Raw genomic sequence first — 14,908 nt, 5'->3', positions numbered from 1 at the left:
AATGACGCTCCATCACGTTTTGAGTTGATTGGGATGATAGTGATGCGCGGGCATCGCGCCCGGCTGCAGCAGCACGAGCACCGCACCCGCGCCGCCATCGTGCGGACGGGCCTGACAGAACGCGATCACTTCCGATTTCTGGACGAGCCACGCGCGCACCTTGCCCTTCAGCACCGGCTCCTTGCCGACCGAGCCCAACCCTTTGCCGTGAATCACGCGCAGACACCGCAGCCCACGCTTCACCGATTCGCGGATGAACTCAGTCAGCGCCTCACGCGCCTCTTCACGACGCATCCCATGCAGATCAAGTTGCGCCTGCACGATCCAGGCACCGCGCCTTAACTTGCGCACGACTTCCTGGCTCACACCAGGCCGACAGTAGGAAAGCGTCTCATCGGTCTCAAGAAGCACTTCAGGATCGTATTCGTCGGAGATCGCTTCATACAGGACAGCTTCTTCATCGAGCTTCGTCTGGACGGGCAGCGGGGGAGGCGGGTTGCGCGGCAGCGTCGCGCGCGGCGGCACGGCGAGCGGCGCCACCGAGCCGATCTCGCGGCGGAACAGGTCGGCATCGGCGGACGCTTCGCGCTTCGCCTGTACGGCCTCCGCGCGCGCGAGCTCGCGCTTTTGCGTGTCGACCTTCAACGCGTCACGCAACGCGCCGAGGCCGGCCAGCCCGGCAGCAGGCTCGACCAGCGGTTTTTTGGACGCAACCGGCGTTTCCACCGCATGCGGCGCGGCGGCACTAGCAGAACGTGAGCGTTTCGGTTCGTTCGGATGGGGCAGATTTTTCGGCATGACGGTAAGTCGCGCGGCAGGTGCGGTTAAGTCATCATCGTGCGATGCCTCCACGAGGGACGGCATCGCGAGGCGTTCGCAACAGACATGCAAATGACGCCAGCAGGGACGCGCCAGATGCAAAAAGGGCCGCGTGCCTCGCGGCCGCGGCCCTTGATCTGCGTCGGGTAGCGCCCTGACGCTATTTTACCGGTCTGCTTCGGCGCTCATCACATGTTCGCCGATCGTTTCGTCGTGGATGCTTTCCAGATAACGCTGCGCATCCAGTGCGGCCATACAGCCCGTGCCGGCGCTGGTGATCGCCTGACGGTACACGTGATCCTGCACGTCGCCGGCGGCGAACACGCCCGGCACGCTCGTGCCCGTCGCGTTGCCGGTCAGGCCGCCGTTCGTGATGATGTAGCCGTTCTTCATCTCCAGCTGGCCTTCGAAGATGTCCGTATTCGGCTTGTGACCGATCGCGACGAACAGCCCCTGCAGTTCGAGATCGGTCGTTTCATCGGTCTTGATGTTCTTGATGCGCAGACCGTTCACGCCGCCTTCGTTACCCTTCACTTCGTCGAGCACGTGGTTCCACTTGATGTCGACGAGGCCTTCCTTCTGCTTTTCCAGCAGACGGTCGATCAGGATCGGCTCGGCACGGAACTTGTCGCGGCGATGGATCACGGTCACTTTCTTCGCGATGCCGGACAGATACAGCGCTTCTTCAACGGCCGTATTGCCGCCGCCGATCACGGCGACGTGCTGCTGCTTGTAGAAGAAGCCGTCGCAGGTCGCGCAGGCGGACACGCCGCGGCCCATGAACAGTTCTTCCGAAGGCAGGCCGAGATACTGCGCCGACGCGCCGGTCGCGATGATCAGCGAATCGCACGTGTATTCAGCCGAATCGCCGATCAGGCGAATAGGCTTTTCGTCCAGCTTGGCAGTGTGAATGTGATCGAAGATGATTTCGGTGTTGAAGCGCTCAGCATGCTCCAGGAAGCGCTGCATCAGCTCCGGACCCTGCACGCCGTTTCCATCGGCCGGCCAGTTTTCGACGTCGGTCGTGGTCATCAGCTGGCCGCCCTGGGCCATGCCCGTGACGAGCACCGGCGACAGGTTGGCGCGTGCGGCGTAGACAGCGGCGGTGTAGCCGGCAGGGCCGGAACCGAGAATCAGAACCTTGGCGTGTTTGGTGGGTGCGGGCATGATCGAAATCCGTAAAAAGCGTCGGGCTCGCCAGTGCGATGCCGGGTGACTTGTCGAAACAGTAGATGGGTGTTCGTCCGGCATTATAAAGGGCGGGGCAAGGGGCTGCTTCATGAAGCTTTGTCATCGGCGCGATAGCTTTCTGCGCTTTTTGACCCCTTTCCGCCCGTTTCCGGCGATTTTCCTGACCGTTGCGCCCCGTGAACGGCTCCCGTGGACGGTTACCGTCATTTACAGCCGTGCGTGCAACACTGCGTTTACAATAGGCCGCATCGAATGAACGGCGGCCGGAGCGTCTCCGGCAACCCGTTCCGGGCCGCACACGCTACAGGATCAATGGCAAAAGCTACCTATTCCGCGAACGCGCAGGCATTGCCGCATCGCATGTCGCGCCTCTTCACCGAAATCCGCTGGATCTTGCAGGTCGCGCTCGGCGTCTTCCTCCTGATGGCGCTCGTCAGCTATACCCGCCGCGATCCCAGCTGGACCCACGCCGCCCAGGTCGACCATATCGCCAACTGGGCGGGCCGCGTCGGCGCCTGGACGTCCGATATCCTCCTGCTCCTCTTCGGTTTGTCCGCGTACTGGTGGGTCGTCCTGCTGGCGCGGCGCATTTCCGCCAACTATCGCCGCATCACCCAGCACGAAACCATCGACGAAGACGCGCCGCGTGACAACAGCTGGCTCGCCGAAGCGTTCGCCTTCGTGCTGGTGCTGCTCGCCTGCGACGGCATCGAGGCGCTGCGCATGTGGTCGCTCAAGGTGCAGTTGCCGCGCGCGCCGGGCGGCGTGATCGGCGAAGCGGTCGCGCATGGCGTGTCGCACGCGCTCGGCTTCACGGGCGGCACGCTCGCGCTCCTGATCGTGCTCGCGATAGGGTTGTCGCTGTATTTCCGCTTTTCGTGGCTGTCGGTATGTGAACGCGTCGGCGAATCGATCATTTCCGCGGTCACGTTCGCGAAGCTGCGCCGCGAAGCGGGCCGCGACCGCAAGCTCGGCGAAGCGGCGGCCGTCAAACGCGAAGGCAAGGTCGAGCAGGGCCGCGTGCGCATCGAGGAACACGAGCCGGTGATGATCGTGCCGCCGGTCGTGAAGCCGGAGAAATCGGAGCGCGTCGAGAAAGAGCGTCAGGTGCCGCTCTTCACCGATCTGCCGGGCGATTCCACGCTGCCGCCGATCTCGCTCCTCGACGCCGCGCCGGTCGCGCAGGAAACCATTTCCGCCGATACGCTCGAATTCACGTCGCGGCTGATCGAGAAGAAGCTGAAAGACTTCGGCGTCGATGTGAGCGTGGTCGCGGCTTATCCGGGGCCGGTCGTCACGCGCTACGAAATCGAGCCGGCGACGGGTGTGAAGGGCAGCCAGATCGTCGGTCTCGCGAAGGATCTGGCGCGTTCGCTGTCGCTGGTGTCGATCCGCGTCGTCGAGACGATTCCGGGCAAGAATTTCATGGCGCTGGAATTGCCGAACCAGCGCCGCCAGACGGTGACGCTGTCCGAGATTCTCGGCTCCGCGGTGTACGCCGACGCGGCTTCGCCGCTGACGATGGGCCTCGGCAAGGACATCGGCGGCAAGCCAGTCTGCGCCGACCTCGCGAAGATGCCTCACCTGCTGGTGGCCGGCACGACCGGCTCGGGCAAGTCGGTCGGGATCAACGCAATGATCCTGTCGCTGTTGTACAAGGCGAGCGCCGACCAGGTCCGCATGATCCTGATCGATCCGAAGATGCTCGAAATGAGCGTCTACGAAGGTATTCCGCATCTGCTGTGTCCGGTCGTCACGGATATGCGGCAGGCCGGCCACGCGCTGAACTGGGCGGTCGCCGAAATGGAGCGCCGCTACAAGCTGATGAGCAAGCTCGGCGTGCGCAATCTCGCCGGCTACAACAACAAGATCGACGAAGCGACGAAGCGCGAAGAAAAGATTCCGAATCCGTTCAGCCTGACGCCGGACGACGCCGAACCGCTGACGCGGCTGCCGAACATCGTCGTCGTGATCGACGAACTCGCTGACCTGATGATGGTGGTCGGCAAGAAGGTCGAAGAACTGATCGCGCGGATCGCGCAGAAGGCACGCGCGGCCGGTATTCACCTGATTCTTGCTACGCAGCGTCCGTCGGTCGACGTCATCACCGGCCTGATCAAGGCCAACGTGCCGACGCGGATGGCGTTCCAGGTGTCGTCGAAGATCGACTCGCGCACGATTCTCGACCAGCAGGGCGCGGAATCGCTGCTCGGTATGGGCGACATGCTGTATCTGCCGCCGGGTAGCGGGCTGCCGGTGCGCGTGCACGGTGCGTTCGTGTCGGACGAGGAAGTGCATCGCGTCGTCGACAAGCTCAAGGAGCAGGGCGAGCCGAACTACATTGAGGGCATCCTCGAAGGCGGCGTTGGCGGCGAGGGCGATGAAGGTTCCGCAGGCGCTGCGGGAACCGGAGCGGCCGGCGGCGAGTCGGACCCTCTTTACGACCAGGCGGTCGAAATCGTCACCAAAAACCGTCGCGCGTCGATTTCGCTGGTGCAACGGCATCTGCGCATCGGCTACAACCGCGCCGCGCGGCTACTCGAACAGATGGAGCAGTCGGGGATTGTCTCGGCGATGTCGTCGAACGGCAATCGCGAGATTCTCGTGCCGGTGCGCGAGGCCGATTGAGCCTGTTCTGATCCGCTTATCCGCGACAATCGATATGCGGCGTGGCGCTGGCATGACGCTGGTTGTGCCGCCACCGCCGCGTCGGCTTCCGGTTCCTTCCATGGAGAATGATATGCAGCACAACGTCGGGCTGAATGCCCGTCCTCGGGGTTTGGGTTCGTTGATTCGCGGGCTGGTTAAAGGCGTCGGCGGCGTCGCGATTGGCGCGTCGATGCTTTTCGCGTCGCAGGCGTTTGCGAGCGGTACGGAGCAGCTGAAGGCGTTTGTGGCGCAGGTCCACGCGGCGCGCGGCACGTTCGTCCAGCGCGAAGTGAAGGCGCCGAGCAGCGCGCAGGGCGCGAGCGGCGCGATGACGATGTCGAAGTCGGGCGGCACGGCGAGCGGCACGTTCCTGTTCGCGCGGCCCGGCAAGTTCATCTGGTCGTACGAGAAGCCGTATGAACAGGTGCTGCAGGCCGACGGCGACAAGCTCTACGTCTACGACAAGGACCTGAACCAGGTCACGGTGCGCACGCTGGGCGGCGCGCTCGGCGCGAGCCCGGCGGCGATCCTGTTCGGCAGCAACGATCTGGACAAGAACTTCACGTTGCGCGACGCGGGCGTGAAAGACGGCATCGACTGGCTCGAACTGACGCCGAAGTCCAAAGACACGCAGTTTCAGCGCGTTGGTATCGGCTTTCGCGACGGTAATCTCGAAGCGATGGAACTGCACGACGTGTTCGGCAACGTCACGTTGCTGACGTTCTCGAATATCCAGAAGAATCCTCCGCTGTCGCCGAACCAGTTCAAGTTCACGGTGCCGAAGGGCGCGGATGTGATCAACGGCTGATCGGGTTTTCCTGCGCGCCGCTCGACGGATGGGCGGCGCGCATATCGTCGATGAACGCCTCGACGATATCCGTCCGATGCTGCCGTGCCCGCGTGACCATGTGAAACGCGACGCGGTAGCGCATCTGCTGCGGATTCAACGCGGCGAGCAACCCTTCCTTCAGATACGGCGCAGCGTAGTGCTCAGGCAGATAGCCGAGATGGCAGCCTGACAGCACGAGCATCGCGACCGCCTCCATGTTGTCGGCGACGGCCGTCACGTTCTGCGACGTGGTCGAACTGCCTGCTTCGGGCAGTGGATAACTGCGCCACGCCCATTCGTGCTGCGCCGCTTCGGCCGGATCGACGTGGCCCGCCTGCGCGAACAGCGGATGATCTTTCGCGCAATACGCGAACTGGTCTTCAGCGAAGATTTCCGTGTATTCCAGCGATGGCACGCGGTGCCAGAAATAGCCGATTCCTACCTGAATGCGGTCGCTGAGCAGCAGTTCTTCGAGTTCACCCGGCGAGCGCACCAGAATCGAAAACCGCACCGACTCGTCGCGCGCGCGGAATCGCCGGATCGCCTCGCTGATCCGCGCGCTCGCCGCCACCGGCGTGTGACCGATCATGCCGATTCCAAGCGTGCCGACCAGCTTTCTGCCGACGTTGCGCGCCTGCATCCCGAACGTTTCCATCGCCGACAGCAGCGTGCGCGACGCGTCGACAAACTGCTCGCCCCGCGCGGTCAGGCTGAAGCCGCCGCGTCCGCGGTCGCACAGGCGGTAGCCGAGGCGCGTTTCGAGCGTCGCGAGCTGGGTGCTGATGGTCGACTGGCCAATGTTGAGTGAGGCCTGCGCGGCTGTGACGCCGCCGGCGTCGACAATCGCAAGAAACACGCGAATCAGGCGCAGATCGAGGTCGGTGAGTTGCGAGAACATGGGTTTTGCCGTGTGTGGCGCTGGCCTGGCGATTAAACATCGATGGAGATCGATGTGAAGTTTATTCTGTTCGTATTTTATCTTCCTGAAAAGTGCACAAGAATGAAGAATCAACCGGGTTCTGGCTTTATCGGGTTTGCCCTATGTAAATCGGATCCCTTTCGTTTCTTTTGTATCTCTTTCATTGGCGAACCACGATGAAACCTTCTGCCTTCGTTTTCCCCGACGCCAACGTCGACCGCCCGCAACCGCTCTCCGGCAACCAGATGGCCCGCTGCGGCGGCATCACGACGATGATGCGTCTGCCGTACGTCGAGTCGGCTGAAGGGCTGGATGCATGCTTCGTCGGCGTGCCGTTCGACCTTGGTACGTCGAACCGGACGGGCGCGCGTTTTGGTCCGCGTCAGATCCGTTCCGAATCCGTGCTGCTGCGTCCTTACAACATGGCGACGCGCGCTGCGCCGTTCGATTCGCTGCGCGTTGCGGATATCGGCGACGTGGCGATCAATCCGTACAACTTGCTCGATTCGATTTCGCGCATCGAGACTGCATACGACGAGATTCTTCAGCACGGCGCGAAGCCGATCACGCTGGGCGGCGATCATACGATCACGCTGCCGATTCTGCGCGCGATTCATCGCAAATACGGCAAGGTCGGGCTGATTCACGTCGACGCACACGCGGACGTCAACGACACGATGATGGGCGAGAAGATCGCTCACGGCACGCCGTTCCGTCGAGCGGTGGAAGAGGGTTTGCTGGATACGTCGCGTGTGGTGCAGATCGGTCTGCGTGGCACGGGCTACGCGGCGGAAGATTTCGACTGGTGCCGCGATCAGGGATTCGAAGTCGTGCAGGCGGAAGCGTGCTGGAACCAGTCACTGGCGCCGTTGATGAATCGCGTGCGCGAACGGATGGGCGATGGGCCCGTGTACATCACGTTCGATATCGACGGTATCGATCCGGCGTTTGCGCCGGGTACGGGCACGCCGGAGATCGCCGGGCTGACTGTGCCGCAGGCGCTTGAAATCATCCGCGGCTCGCATGGGCTCAACATTGTCGGCGGCGATCTGGTTGAGGTTGCGCCGCCGTACGATCCGTTCGGTACGACCGCGCTGCTCGGTGCGAATCTCGCGTATGAGTTGCTGTGCGTGCTGCCAGGCGTTGAGTATCGGCCGGCGACGCGGTGAGGTTTGCGCTGATGTTGCATTCAGGGTTGCGCGCGGCGAGGGCATCTGTGGTTATGGATGCGTTTGTGGCGTAACGCGAGCGCGTGCTTCATCACACCCGCTGCAGAAGCAGAAAGGCCCGCATCGAGCGGGCCTTTCTGCTTCTATTTACGCGTACGCTTCGCGCCGCGCCGACACAAACGCGAGGTAGCACAGCGCGCCGATCGCGAGCGCGGGCAGCGTCGCGCCGAGATTCGGCAGCCATTGATTGATCGCCTGATAGGCGGCAATGCCGATCGCCCACGCGATAAACGCGCTCACGTGCCATCCGCCCGAGAACCCGTAGCGGCCATGCATATCGCCGATCACGGCGGCATCGATACGACGTTTCCGGACGATGAAGTGATCCACCAGCACCACACCGAACAGCGGCGCAAATACGGAGCCGATCAGCAGCAGGAAGTTCTGGTACTTCGCCATCGGGATGGCCAGCGCAATCAACGTACACACTGCGCCAAACGCAGCCGACAACACAGGCACGCTCATGCGTGTCCAGAACGTGCCGGTTGAGACGGCCGCCGAATGAACATCGGCGAACGCGTTGTCGATTTCGTCGATCAGGATCAGCAGCAGCGCGAGCCCGCCGCCAGCCTGCGCGAGCGCCGTGGTCAGCAGCGCGTCGCCGCCGCCGGCCGCGAGGCCATAGATGGCGCCGAGCGCATAGAACCAGATATTCGCAATGCCAAAACCGAGCAGCGTGCCGCGAAACGTTTCGCCTGCCCGACGGCCAAAGCGCGTGTAGTCCGCGATCAGCGGCAACCACGACAGCGGCATCGCGACGACAAGATCGATCGCGCCGCCAAACGGCATCTCACCCGTGCCCGGACGCCGCATCAACGCGGCAAGATCCTGCTTCGCGAGCAGATTCCACGTGAGCCACACAGCGCCCGCGAGCAGCAGCCAGATGCCCCACGTGCGCAGGAATCGCCGCACGAACGAAAGCGGCCCGCTGATCGCGAGCAGCGTAGCCATCACGCCGAAGATCACGGTCCAGATGAGCGGCATCGAAAAACCGAATGACTGTTTGGCCAGCGCTTCCGCCGAATCGCGCATCACGATGATTTCGAACGAGCCCCAGCCGACGAGCTGCACCGCGTTCAGCACGGCCGGCACCGACGCGCCGCGTACACCGAGCGTGGGCCGCAGCGACGACATGGCCGCCAGCCCCGTATCCGTGCCGATCACGCCAGCCAGCGCCAGCAGCACGACACCGATCGCGCTACCGATGACGATCGCGGCCAGCGCCTGCGGCAGCGACAACCCGGGCACGAGCAACGCGCCCGCCTGCGCGACCAGCAGGCCGATGCCGAGCGAAAACCACAGCGCGAAGGCATCGCCGGTGCGGAACGCGCGCCGCGAATCGGGCACCGGTGTAAGCGGAGCGTAAGTGGAGCCGGCTTCGCCGGTGAGTGGATCGTTTGCCATCGAGTGATGTCCCTCTGTGTCGCTGATTTGTAGTGATGTGATTGTGTACTGCGCGCGCTTCGATTCGAAACCGCATGACTGTATTGTGCCGCGCGCGGGCGGCGCTGTGACCCTGGCCGGATGGCTAACGTCGTGCCCGTGCATCTCGCCACGGCCTGGCGGCTGTCATAATGCAGGACCGCGATGGAGCGCGACGCCCGTGCACGCGCCTTGCTGTACCGAATGCGAGATTATCCACAAAACGCCATGTTTGAAGAAACCCGTGCCAACGTGCCGCTCGCTGAGCGCCTGCGCCCCCGCACTGTCGACGAAGTGATCGGACAGAAGCATCTGCTTGGTCTGAGCAAGCCGCTGCGCGTCGCGTTCGAATCGGGCGAGGCGCATTCGATGATCCTCTGGGGCCCGCCCGGCGTCGGCAAGACGACGCTCGCGCGCCTCATGGCCGATGCGTTTCATGCTGAATTCATCGCGTTGTCGGCGGTGCTGTCGGGCGTGAAGGACATCCGCGAGGCCGTCGAAACCGCGCAGGTGCATCGCGCGCATGGCCATCAGACGCTCGTGTTCGTCGACGAAGTGCATCGCTTCAACAAGAGCCAGCAGGACGCGTTCCTTCCGCACGTCGAGTCGGGGCTGTTCGTGTTCGTGGGTGCGACCACCGAGAATCCGTCCTTCGAGGTGAACAGCGCGTTGCTGTCGCGGGCGGCTGTTTACGTGCTGAAGAGTCTCGACAACGACGAGCAGCGCGAACTGCTGGATCGCGCGCAGAAAGAACTCGGTGGCCTCACCTTCACCGACGAAGCGCGCGCCGCATTGATCGGCTCCGCCGACGGCGACGGACGCAAGCTGTTGAACAACCTGGAAATCGTCGCGCGGGCGGCTGCGCAGCAGAAGACGACGGAAATCGATGGCGCGTTGCTCGGCAGCGCGCTCGCGGAAAACCTGCGCCGCTTTGACAAGGGCGGTGACGCCTTCTACGACCAGATTAGTGCGCTGCATAAATCGGTGCGCGGCAGCAATCCGGACGGCGCGTTGTACTGGTTCTGTCGCATGCTCGACGGCGGCGCGGACGCGCGTTATCTCGCGCGGCGCATCGTGCGGATGGCATGGGAAGACATCGGCCTCGCCGATCCGCGCGCCGCGCGCATCGCGCTCGACGCCGCCGAAACCTACGAACGTCTCGGTACGCCGGAAGGCGAACTGGCGCTCGCGCAGGCGATCATCTATCTGGCGGTCGCGCCGAAGTCGAACGCGGGTTACATGGCGTACAACGAGGCGCGTCGCTTCGTCGGCAAGGACCAGTCGCGCGGCGTGCCCGTGCATCTGCGCAATGCGCCGACGAAGCTGATGAAGGAACTCGGCTACGGTCACGACTATCGTTACGCGCATGACGAACCGGACGCGTATGCGGCAGGCGAAACCTATCTGCCCGACGGCATGCGCGAGCCGCACTGGTATGAACCGACGCCGCGTGGTCTCGAAGGCAAGATCGCCGACAAGATGTACCGTCTGCGCGAACTCGATGCGCAATGGCGCAGCGAGAACAAGCCGAAGAAAGACTGACGAGCCGCACAACACCGCGCCGCGTGGCTGATGCGCCGGCCGGTTGCGCTAAAATCGCACCTTCACACAACGAATACCCGCCCCAATCCCATGCTCGACATCCAGCTGCTGCGCAAAGACCTCGAAGGCGTCGCGAAACGCCTCGCCGACCGCGGCTATATCCTCGACGTGGCGGCGTTCTCCGCACTCGAAGCGGAACGCCGCGCCATCCAGACCCGTACCGAGGAGCTCCAGGCCCGTCGCAACAGCCTGTCGAAGCAGATCGGCGGGATGAAGGGGCGAGGCGAGGACACGTCGGCGGTGATGGCCGAAGTGGGCGGCCTGGGCGACGAGATGAAGGCGTCGGCGGCGCAGCTGGAAGACATTCAGAAGCGTCTGTCAGATCTGCTGCTCGGTGTGCCGAACCTGCCGCACGAAAGCGTGCCAGCCGGCCGGGATGAAACCGATAACGTCGAGGTGCGTCGCTGGGGTACCCCGCGCCAGTTCGATTTTGAGGTGAAGGATCACGTCGACATCGGCACGCCGCTCGGCCTCGATTTCGAGACCGGTGCGAAGCTGTCCGGTACGCGTTTCACGCTGCTGCGTGGACAGATTGCTCGCCTGCATCGCGCGCTCGCGCAGTTCATGATCGACACGCATACGCAGCACCACGGTTACACCGAGGTGTACACGCCGTACATCGTCAATCCGGAAATCCTGTACGGCACCGGCCAGCTGCCGAAATTCGCCGACGACATGTTCCGCGTCGAGAAGGGCGGTGGCGAGAACACGGTCACGCAGTATCTGATTTCGACGTCGGAGATTTCGCTGACGAACACGGTGCGCGACAGCATCCTCGAAGAGGGCGCGCTGCCCGTTAAGCTCACCGCGCATTCGCCGTGTTTCCGCTCGGAAGCGGGATCGTACGGCCGCGACACGCGTGGTCTGATCCGTCAGCACCAGTTCGACAAGGTCGAGATGGTGCAGATCGTCGCGCCGGAAACGTCGTATGACGCGCTGGAGCAGATGGTCGTCCATGCTGAAACGATCCTGCAAAAGCTCGAGTTGCCGTATCGCGTCATCACGCTGTGTACCGGCGACATGGGTTTCTCCTCGACCAAGACCTACGACCTCGAAGTGTGGGTGCCTGCGCAGAACACGTATCGCGAGATTTCGAGCTGCTCGAACACGGAAGCCTTCCAGGCGCGTCGCATGCATGCGCGCTATCGCAATGCGCAGGGCAAGCCGGAACTCGTGCACACGTTGAATGGCTCGGGCCTCGCAGTCGGCCGTACGCTGGTCGCGGTGCTGGAAAACTTCCAGAACGCGGACGGCTCGGTGACGGTGCCGGCAGCGCTGCGTCCGTACCTGGGTGGAGTGGAGCGGCTGGAAGTGCCCGCGGCCGTCTGAGATTAGCGAGCGAGTAGATCGCATCAGGTCCCAGTGGGTTTTTGCAAAAAGGGGCTTGGAAAGCGGTTTCAACTGTTCTATAATCTTCGCTTCCCCAAGCAGCGACCCGCTTGGAGTGACGCAGCAGCGTAGTTAGCCGAGCGTCAACAATGCCGGAAAGGTGGCAGAGTGGTCGAATGCGCCGGACTCGAAATCCGGTGTACAGTTATGCTGTACCGTGGGTTCGAATCCCACCCTTTCCGCCAGAATTCTTCAAAAACCCCGCAGAACGAAAGTCCTGCGGGGTTTTTGTTTTTCCGGCGCCATGTTTTTGTCGGACGACAATGGCCAGCCGAGTGGCGACCCCGCGTGTCCAACACGTGCAAATCGCGCCGTGCCATCTCGCCGTCGCATCCCAAGGTTCCGCGCCGCTCAACTTCCGACATTTTCTGCCGTTAACCAATGGCAAAGTGACCGGAGCGGCCTGACCCCCTCAATATGCTTTCCTCCACCACGCGACAGATTACCGATGCCGGCTTTCGTCGCCGGTTCCATCAGCGTTCGCTGGAACATCAGCGCCCGCTCTCGACGATCACGATGGCGTTTACCGTCGTGGCGTACCTGTCGTTTGTCGCGACGCGTAGTTTTGTCGGCGGTCCGGTGGTCGCGCTTCAATATCGGCTGGCCTGCGGACTGTGTCTCGCGCTGCTCGTCATGGCGATTCCCCGCACGAAGACGACGTGGGCCTTCGGCGCGATCGGCGTCGCATACACGCTGATGTTGCAGGCGGGCATCGCGCTCAATGTCGCCGGTCTTGCGTCGCCGCTGCTGTGGACGTTGCCCGCGATGGTGATGGTCGTGATGGGCGCGGCGCCGCTTTGGCTCACACCGACTCACTTTCTCTTCGGCACCCTGGTGTTTTATGCGACGGGGCTGCCGGTTCTGCTGAATCTGCCGCAGACGCATGGTGAGACCCTGCTCGTCTGCTGGATGTGGATGGCAATCAGTGTCCCGTCAGCGGCCGTTTTTCATTTCGGTTTTTACCGGTTTCGTCGCAATCACTTCCTGCTCGAAGACCGGCTCGTGGAGCTCGCCGCGACCGATCCGCTCACCGGTTTGCAGAATCGTCGCGCGTTCAAGGAAGGCGCGGAGAAACAGCTGTCATCGCCCGACGACAGTGCAAAATTTAGCGCGATCTTCGTCGATATCGACTACTTCAAGTCGCTGAACGACCGCTTCGGCCACGCAGTCGGCGACCAGATGCTCCATGACGTCGCGCAGGTCCTGAAAGCGAAAACCGGCGCGGACGACAACGTCAGCCGTATCGGTGGCGAAGAGTTCGCGTTGCTGCGGCGTGGCGGGCTGCGCAGCGCGGTTGAGTTCGCCGAGACGCTGCGTGTCGCGATCTCGGGCATCGCGCGGCCCGATGGCGCACTGACGGCGAGCTTTGGCGTCGCGGAATACCGCGCCGGCGAAGGCATCATGTCGCTTCTCGATCGCGCCGACGAAGCGTTGCTGCGCGCGAAGCATTCCGGGCGCAACCGCGTGTGCGCCGAGCGCGTCGCGCAGGATGACGTCGCGCGACTCAAGACGCTCCAGGCGCCGCACGCTAACGCGAACGCGCCTTCGATCCGCGAACCAGTTCGCCAGCCCTGGGACGATCACTATCTGACGTCGCATTTTCAACCGCTCTACAGTCTTTCGCATCAGAAGCAGGTCGGCTTCGAGGCGCTGCTGCGCGGCGAGCGCGACGACGGTTCGATGATTCCACCGGTCGTCCTGTTTGCACCCAAACCTTTCACCAGCGAAAGCGACCTGGATCGCGCGAGTCACGCGCTGCATCTCGCCAACGCGGCCCGCGTGATTCCCGACGACGCGTGGGTGTTCCTCAATATCCTGCCTGCATCGTTTGTCGCTGAAGGCTACGCTGACCAGCTCGCCGAGGTTGCGCGTTCCGTTGGGCTCAGCCCGGAGCGCGTTGTCCTCGAGCTGCTGGAGTCGCATGGCGGCAGCGTGGACGATCTGTCGCGCGCTGCGGCGCAGTATCGCGAGCACGGCTTCCTGATCGCGGTCGACGATTTCGGTGCAGGGCACTCGAACCTGGATCGCCTTTTCCAGATCCGTCCGGACCTCGTCAAACTCGACGGCGAACTGATCCGCGCGACGAGTCCCGGCGCGCAGCAGCCGATTCTGCCCAAGCTCGTGTCGCTGTTGCATCAGGCGGGCATGCTGGTCGTCGTCGAGGGTGTTGAGACGACGGATGAACTGATTCTTGCCGTCGAATCGAATGTGGATTTTGCGCAGGGCTATCTGCTCGGGCGGCCCGCGGCAACGATCACGCCGCCCGAGCCGGTGAATCGCCGCATCGATCACGCCTTCGATGTGATCGCCGAAGGGCGCACGCATCAGCACGCGCAGTTCGAATCGGAGGTGCAGCCGTACCGGCTCGCGCTCGACCTCGCGGCGCAGGCGTATTCGGGCGGTGCGTCGCTTGATGAGGCGTTCGCCCAGCTCGCGACGCTCGAACTGTGCATCAGCTGTTTCATCCTCGATGAAACCGGCCGTCAGGTTGGGCTCGAAGTGAATGGCATGGCGTCGGCTAAAGCGGGCGATTCACTCCAGCCGGTCGCGGATCCGCGCGACGCGCGCTGGGATCACCGGCCGTATTTCAGGAACGCGGTGCTGCGGCCGGGCGTGGCGGTGACGAGCAGCCCATATCTGTCGCTGGCGAGCGGCCGGCCGTGTATCGCGGTGACGGTCTCGGTGCCGTCGGAGCAGGGACGCTGCGTGGTGGGCGTGGAACTGGACTGGTCGCTGGACCGGCTGCCGTGGCCGGCGGCGGACTCGCTGTAGTAGCGGCGGGGCGGATATCGCCAGACAGGCGCGTCGAAAGCTCGCTTTCAGGCGCGGCGCGCGGCATCATTTCGTTTTCGCCTACGT

Annotated in this window: 10 protein-coding genes and 1 tRNA gene; 7 read left to right on the top strand and 4 right to left on the bottom strand. The window is 63.4% G+C overall.

The window, feature by feature from the left end:
* Positions 1–12 precede the first annotated feature (12 nt).
* Together P3T16_RS23250 and trxB are read right to left on the bottom strand one after the other, a co-directional pair.
* Positions 13–798: a Smr/MutS family protein gene (locus P3T16_RS23250; RefSeq protein ID WP_429344028.1), complete on the bottom strand. Its 786-nt coding sequence runs from the start codon at positions 796–798 to the stop codon at positions 13–15.
* A 186-nt stretch (positions 799–984) separates the two neighbouring features.
* Positions 985–1,986, bottom strand: coding sequence for a thioredoxin-disulfide reductase (gene trxB / locus P3T16_RS23245; protein WP_429344027.1), 1,002 nt, complete (start codon positions 1,984–1,986; stop codon positions 985–987).
* Positions 1,987–2,322: 336 nt separating this feature from the next.
* Here trxB and P3T16_RS23240 point away from each other — a divergent pair, with 336 nt between their 5' ends.
* Together P3T16_RS23240 and lolA are read left to right on the top strand one after the other, a co-directional pair.
* Positions 2,323–4,638: a DNA translocase FtsK gene (locus P3T16_RS23240; RefSeq protein WP_429344026.1), complete on the top strand. Its 2,316-nt coding sequence runs from the start codon at positions 2,323–2,325 to the stop codon at positions 4,636–4,638.
* 112 nt (positions 4,639–4,750) lie between these two features.
* The gene (gene lolA / locus P3T16_RS23235) at positions 4,751–5,467 is read left to right on the top strand and encodes an outer membrane lipoprotein chaperone LolA (protein WP_429259611.1); all 717 of its coding nucleotides are present in this window, start codon (positions 4,751–4,753) and stop codon (positions 5,465–5,467) included.
* Here the strand turns inward: lolA and P3T16_RS23230 are convergent.
* The gene (locus tag P3T16_RS23230) at positions 5,457–6,386 is read right to left on the bottom strand and encodes a LysR family transcriptional regulator (protein WP_429344025.1); all 930 of its coding nucleotides are present in this window, start codon (positions 6,384–6,386) and stop codon (positions 5,457–5,459) included. The genes lolA and P3T16_RS23230 overlap by 11 nt on opposite strands.
* Positions 6,387–6,583: 197 nt before the next feature.
* Here P3T16_RS23230 and speB point away from each other — a divergent pair, with 197 nt between their 5' ends.
* The gene (gene speB / locus P3T16_RS23225; protein ID WP_429259613.1) at positions 6,584–7,576 is read left to right on the top strand and encodes an agmatinase; all 993 of its coding nucleotides are present in this window, start codon (positions 6,584–6,586) and stop codon (positions 7,574–7,576) included.
* 147 nt (positions 7,577–7,723) lie between these two features.
* Here the strand turns inward: speB and cytX are convergent, their stop codons facing one another.
* Positions 7,724–9,040 carry a putative hydroxymethylpyrimidine transporter CytX gene (cytX, locus tag P3T16_RS23220; protein ID WP_429344024.1) on the bottom strand — a complete coding sequence of 439 codons (1,317 nt, stop codon included), beginning with the start codon at positions 9,038–9,040 and terminating at the stop codon, positions 7,724–7,726.
* 246 nt (positions 9,041–9,286) lie between these two features.
* Here cytX and P3T16_RS23215 point away from each other — a divergent pair, with 246 nt between their 5' ends.
* The 4 genes from P3T16_RS23215 (at position 9,287) to P3T16_RS23200 (ending at position 14,821) form a co-directional block, all read left to right on the top strand.
* A complete protein-coding gene (locus P3T16_RS23215; RefSeq protein ID WP_429344023.1) occupies positions 9,287–10,600 on the top strand; it encodes a replication-associated recombination protein A in 1,314 nt (437 codons plus the stop codon).
* Positions 10,601–10,690: 90 nt separating this feature from the next.
* Entirely contained in the window at positions 10,691–11,989 is a 1,299-nt protein-coding gene (serS, locus tag P3T16_RS23210; protein WP_429344022.1) for a serine--tRNA ligase, read from the top strand.
* Positions 11,990–12,143: 154 nt separating this feature from the next.
* Positions 12,144–12,234, top strand: a tRNA-Ser gene (locus P3T16_RS23205).
* Positions 12,235–12,466: 232 nt separating this feature from the next.
* Positions 12,467–14,821 carry an EAL domain-containing protein gene (locus tag P3T16_RS23200; RefSeq protein WP_429344021.1) on the top strand — a complete coding sequence of 785 codons (2,355 nt, stop codon included), beginning with the start codon at positions 12,467–12,469 and terminating at the stop codon, positions 14,819–14,821.
* Positions 14,822–14,908 lie beyond the last annotated feature (87 nt).

The organism is Paraburkholderia sp. GAS42, assembly GCF_050436565.1.
Classification (GTDB): Bacteria; Pseudomonadota; Gammaproteobacteria; order Burkholderiales; family Burkholderiaceae; genus Paraburkholderia.
Note: the sequence above shows the minus strand (reverse complement) of the source record. Positions and strands in the feature narration are given on the sequence as shown.

Coding starts and splice junctions, on each gene's coding strand:
- P3T16_RS23250 (WP_429344028.1), bottom strand. CDS start 798: ATGCCGAAAAATCTGCCCCATCCGAACGAACCGAAACGCTCACGTTCT.
- trxB (WP_429344027.1), bottom strand. CDS start 1,986: ATGCCCGCACCCACCAAACACGCCAAGGTTCTGATTCTCGGTTCCGGC.
- P3T16_RS23240 (WP_429344026.1), top strand. CDS start 2,323: ATGGCAAAAGCTACCTATTCCGCGAACGCGCAGGCATTGCCGCATCGC.
- lolA (WP_429259611.1), top strand. CDS start 4,751: ATGCAGCACAACGTCGGGCTGAATGCCCGTCCTCGGGGTTTGGGTTCG.
- P3T16_RS23230 (WP_429344025.1), bottom strand. CDS start 6,386: ATGTTCTCGCAACTCACCGACCTCGATCTGCGCCTGATTCGCGTGTTT.
- speB (WP_429259613.1), top strand. CDS start 6,584: ATGAAACCTTCTGCCTTCGTTTTCCCCGACGCCAACGTCGACCGCCCG.
- cytX (WP_429344024.1), bottom strand. CDS start 9,040: ATGGCAAACGATCCACTCACCGGCGAAGCCGGCTCCACTTACGCTCCG.
- P3T16_RS23215 (WP_429344023.1), top strand. CDS start 9,287: ATGTTTGAAGAAACCCGTGCCAACGTGCCGCTCGCTGAGCGCCTGCGC.
- serS (WP_429344022.1), top strand. CDS start 10,691: ATGCTCGACATCCAGCTGCTGCGCAAAGACCTCGAAGGCGTCGCGAAA.
- P3T16_RS23200 (WP_429344021.1), top strand. CDS start 12,467: ATGCTTTCCTCCACCACGCGACAGATTACCGATGCCGGCTTTCGTCGC.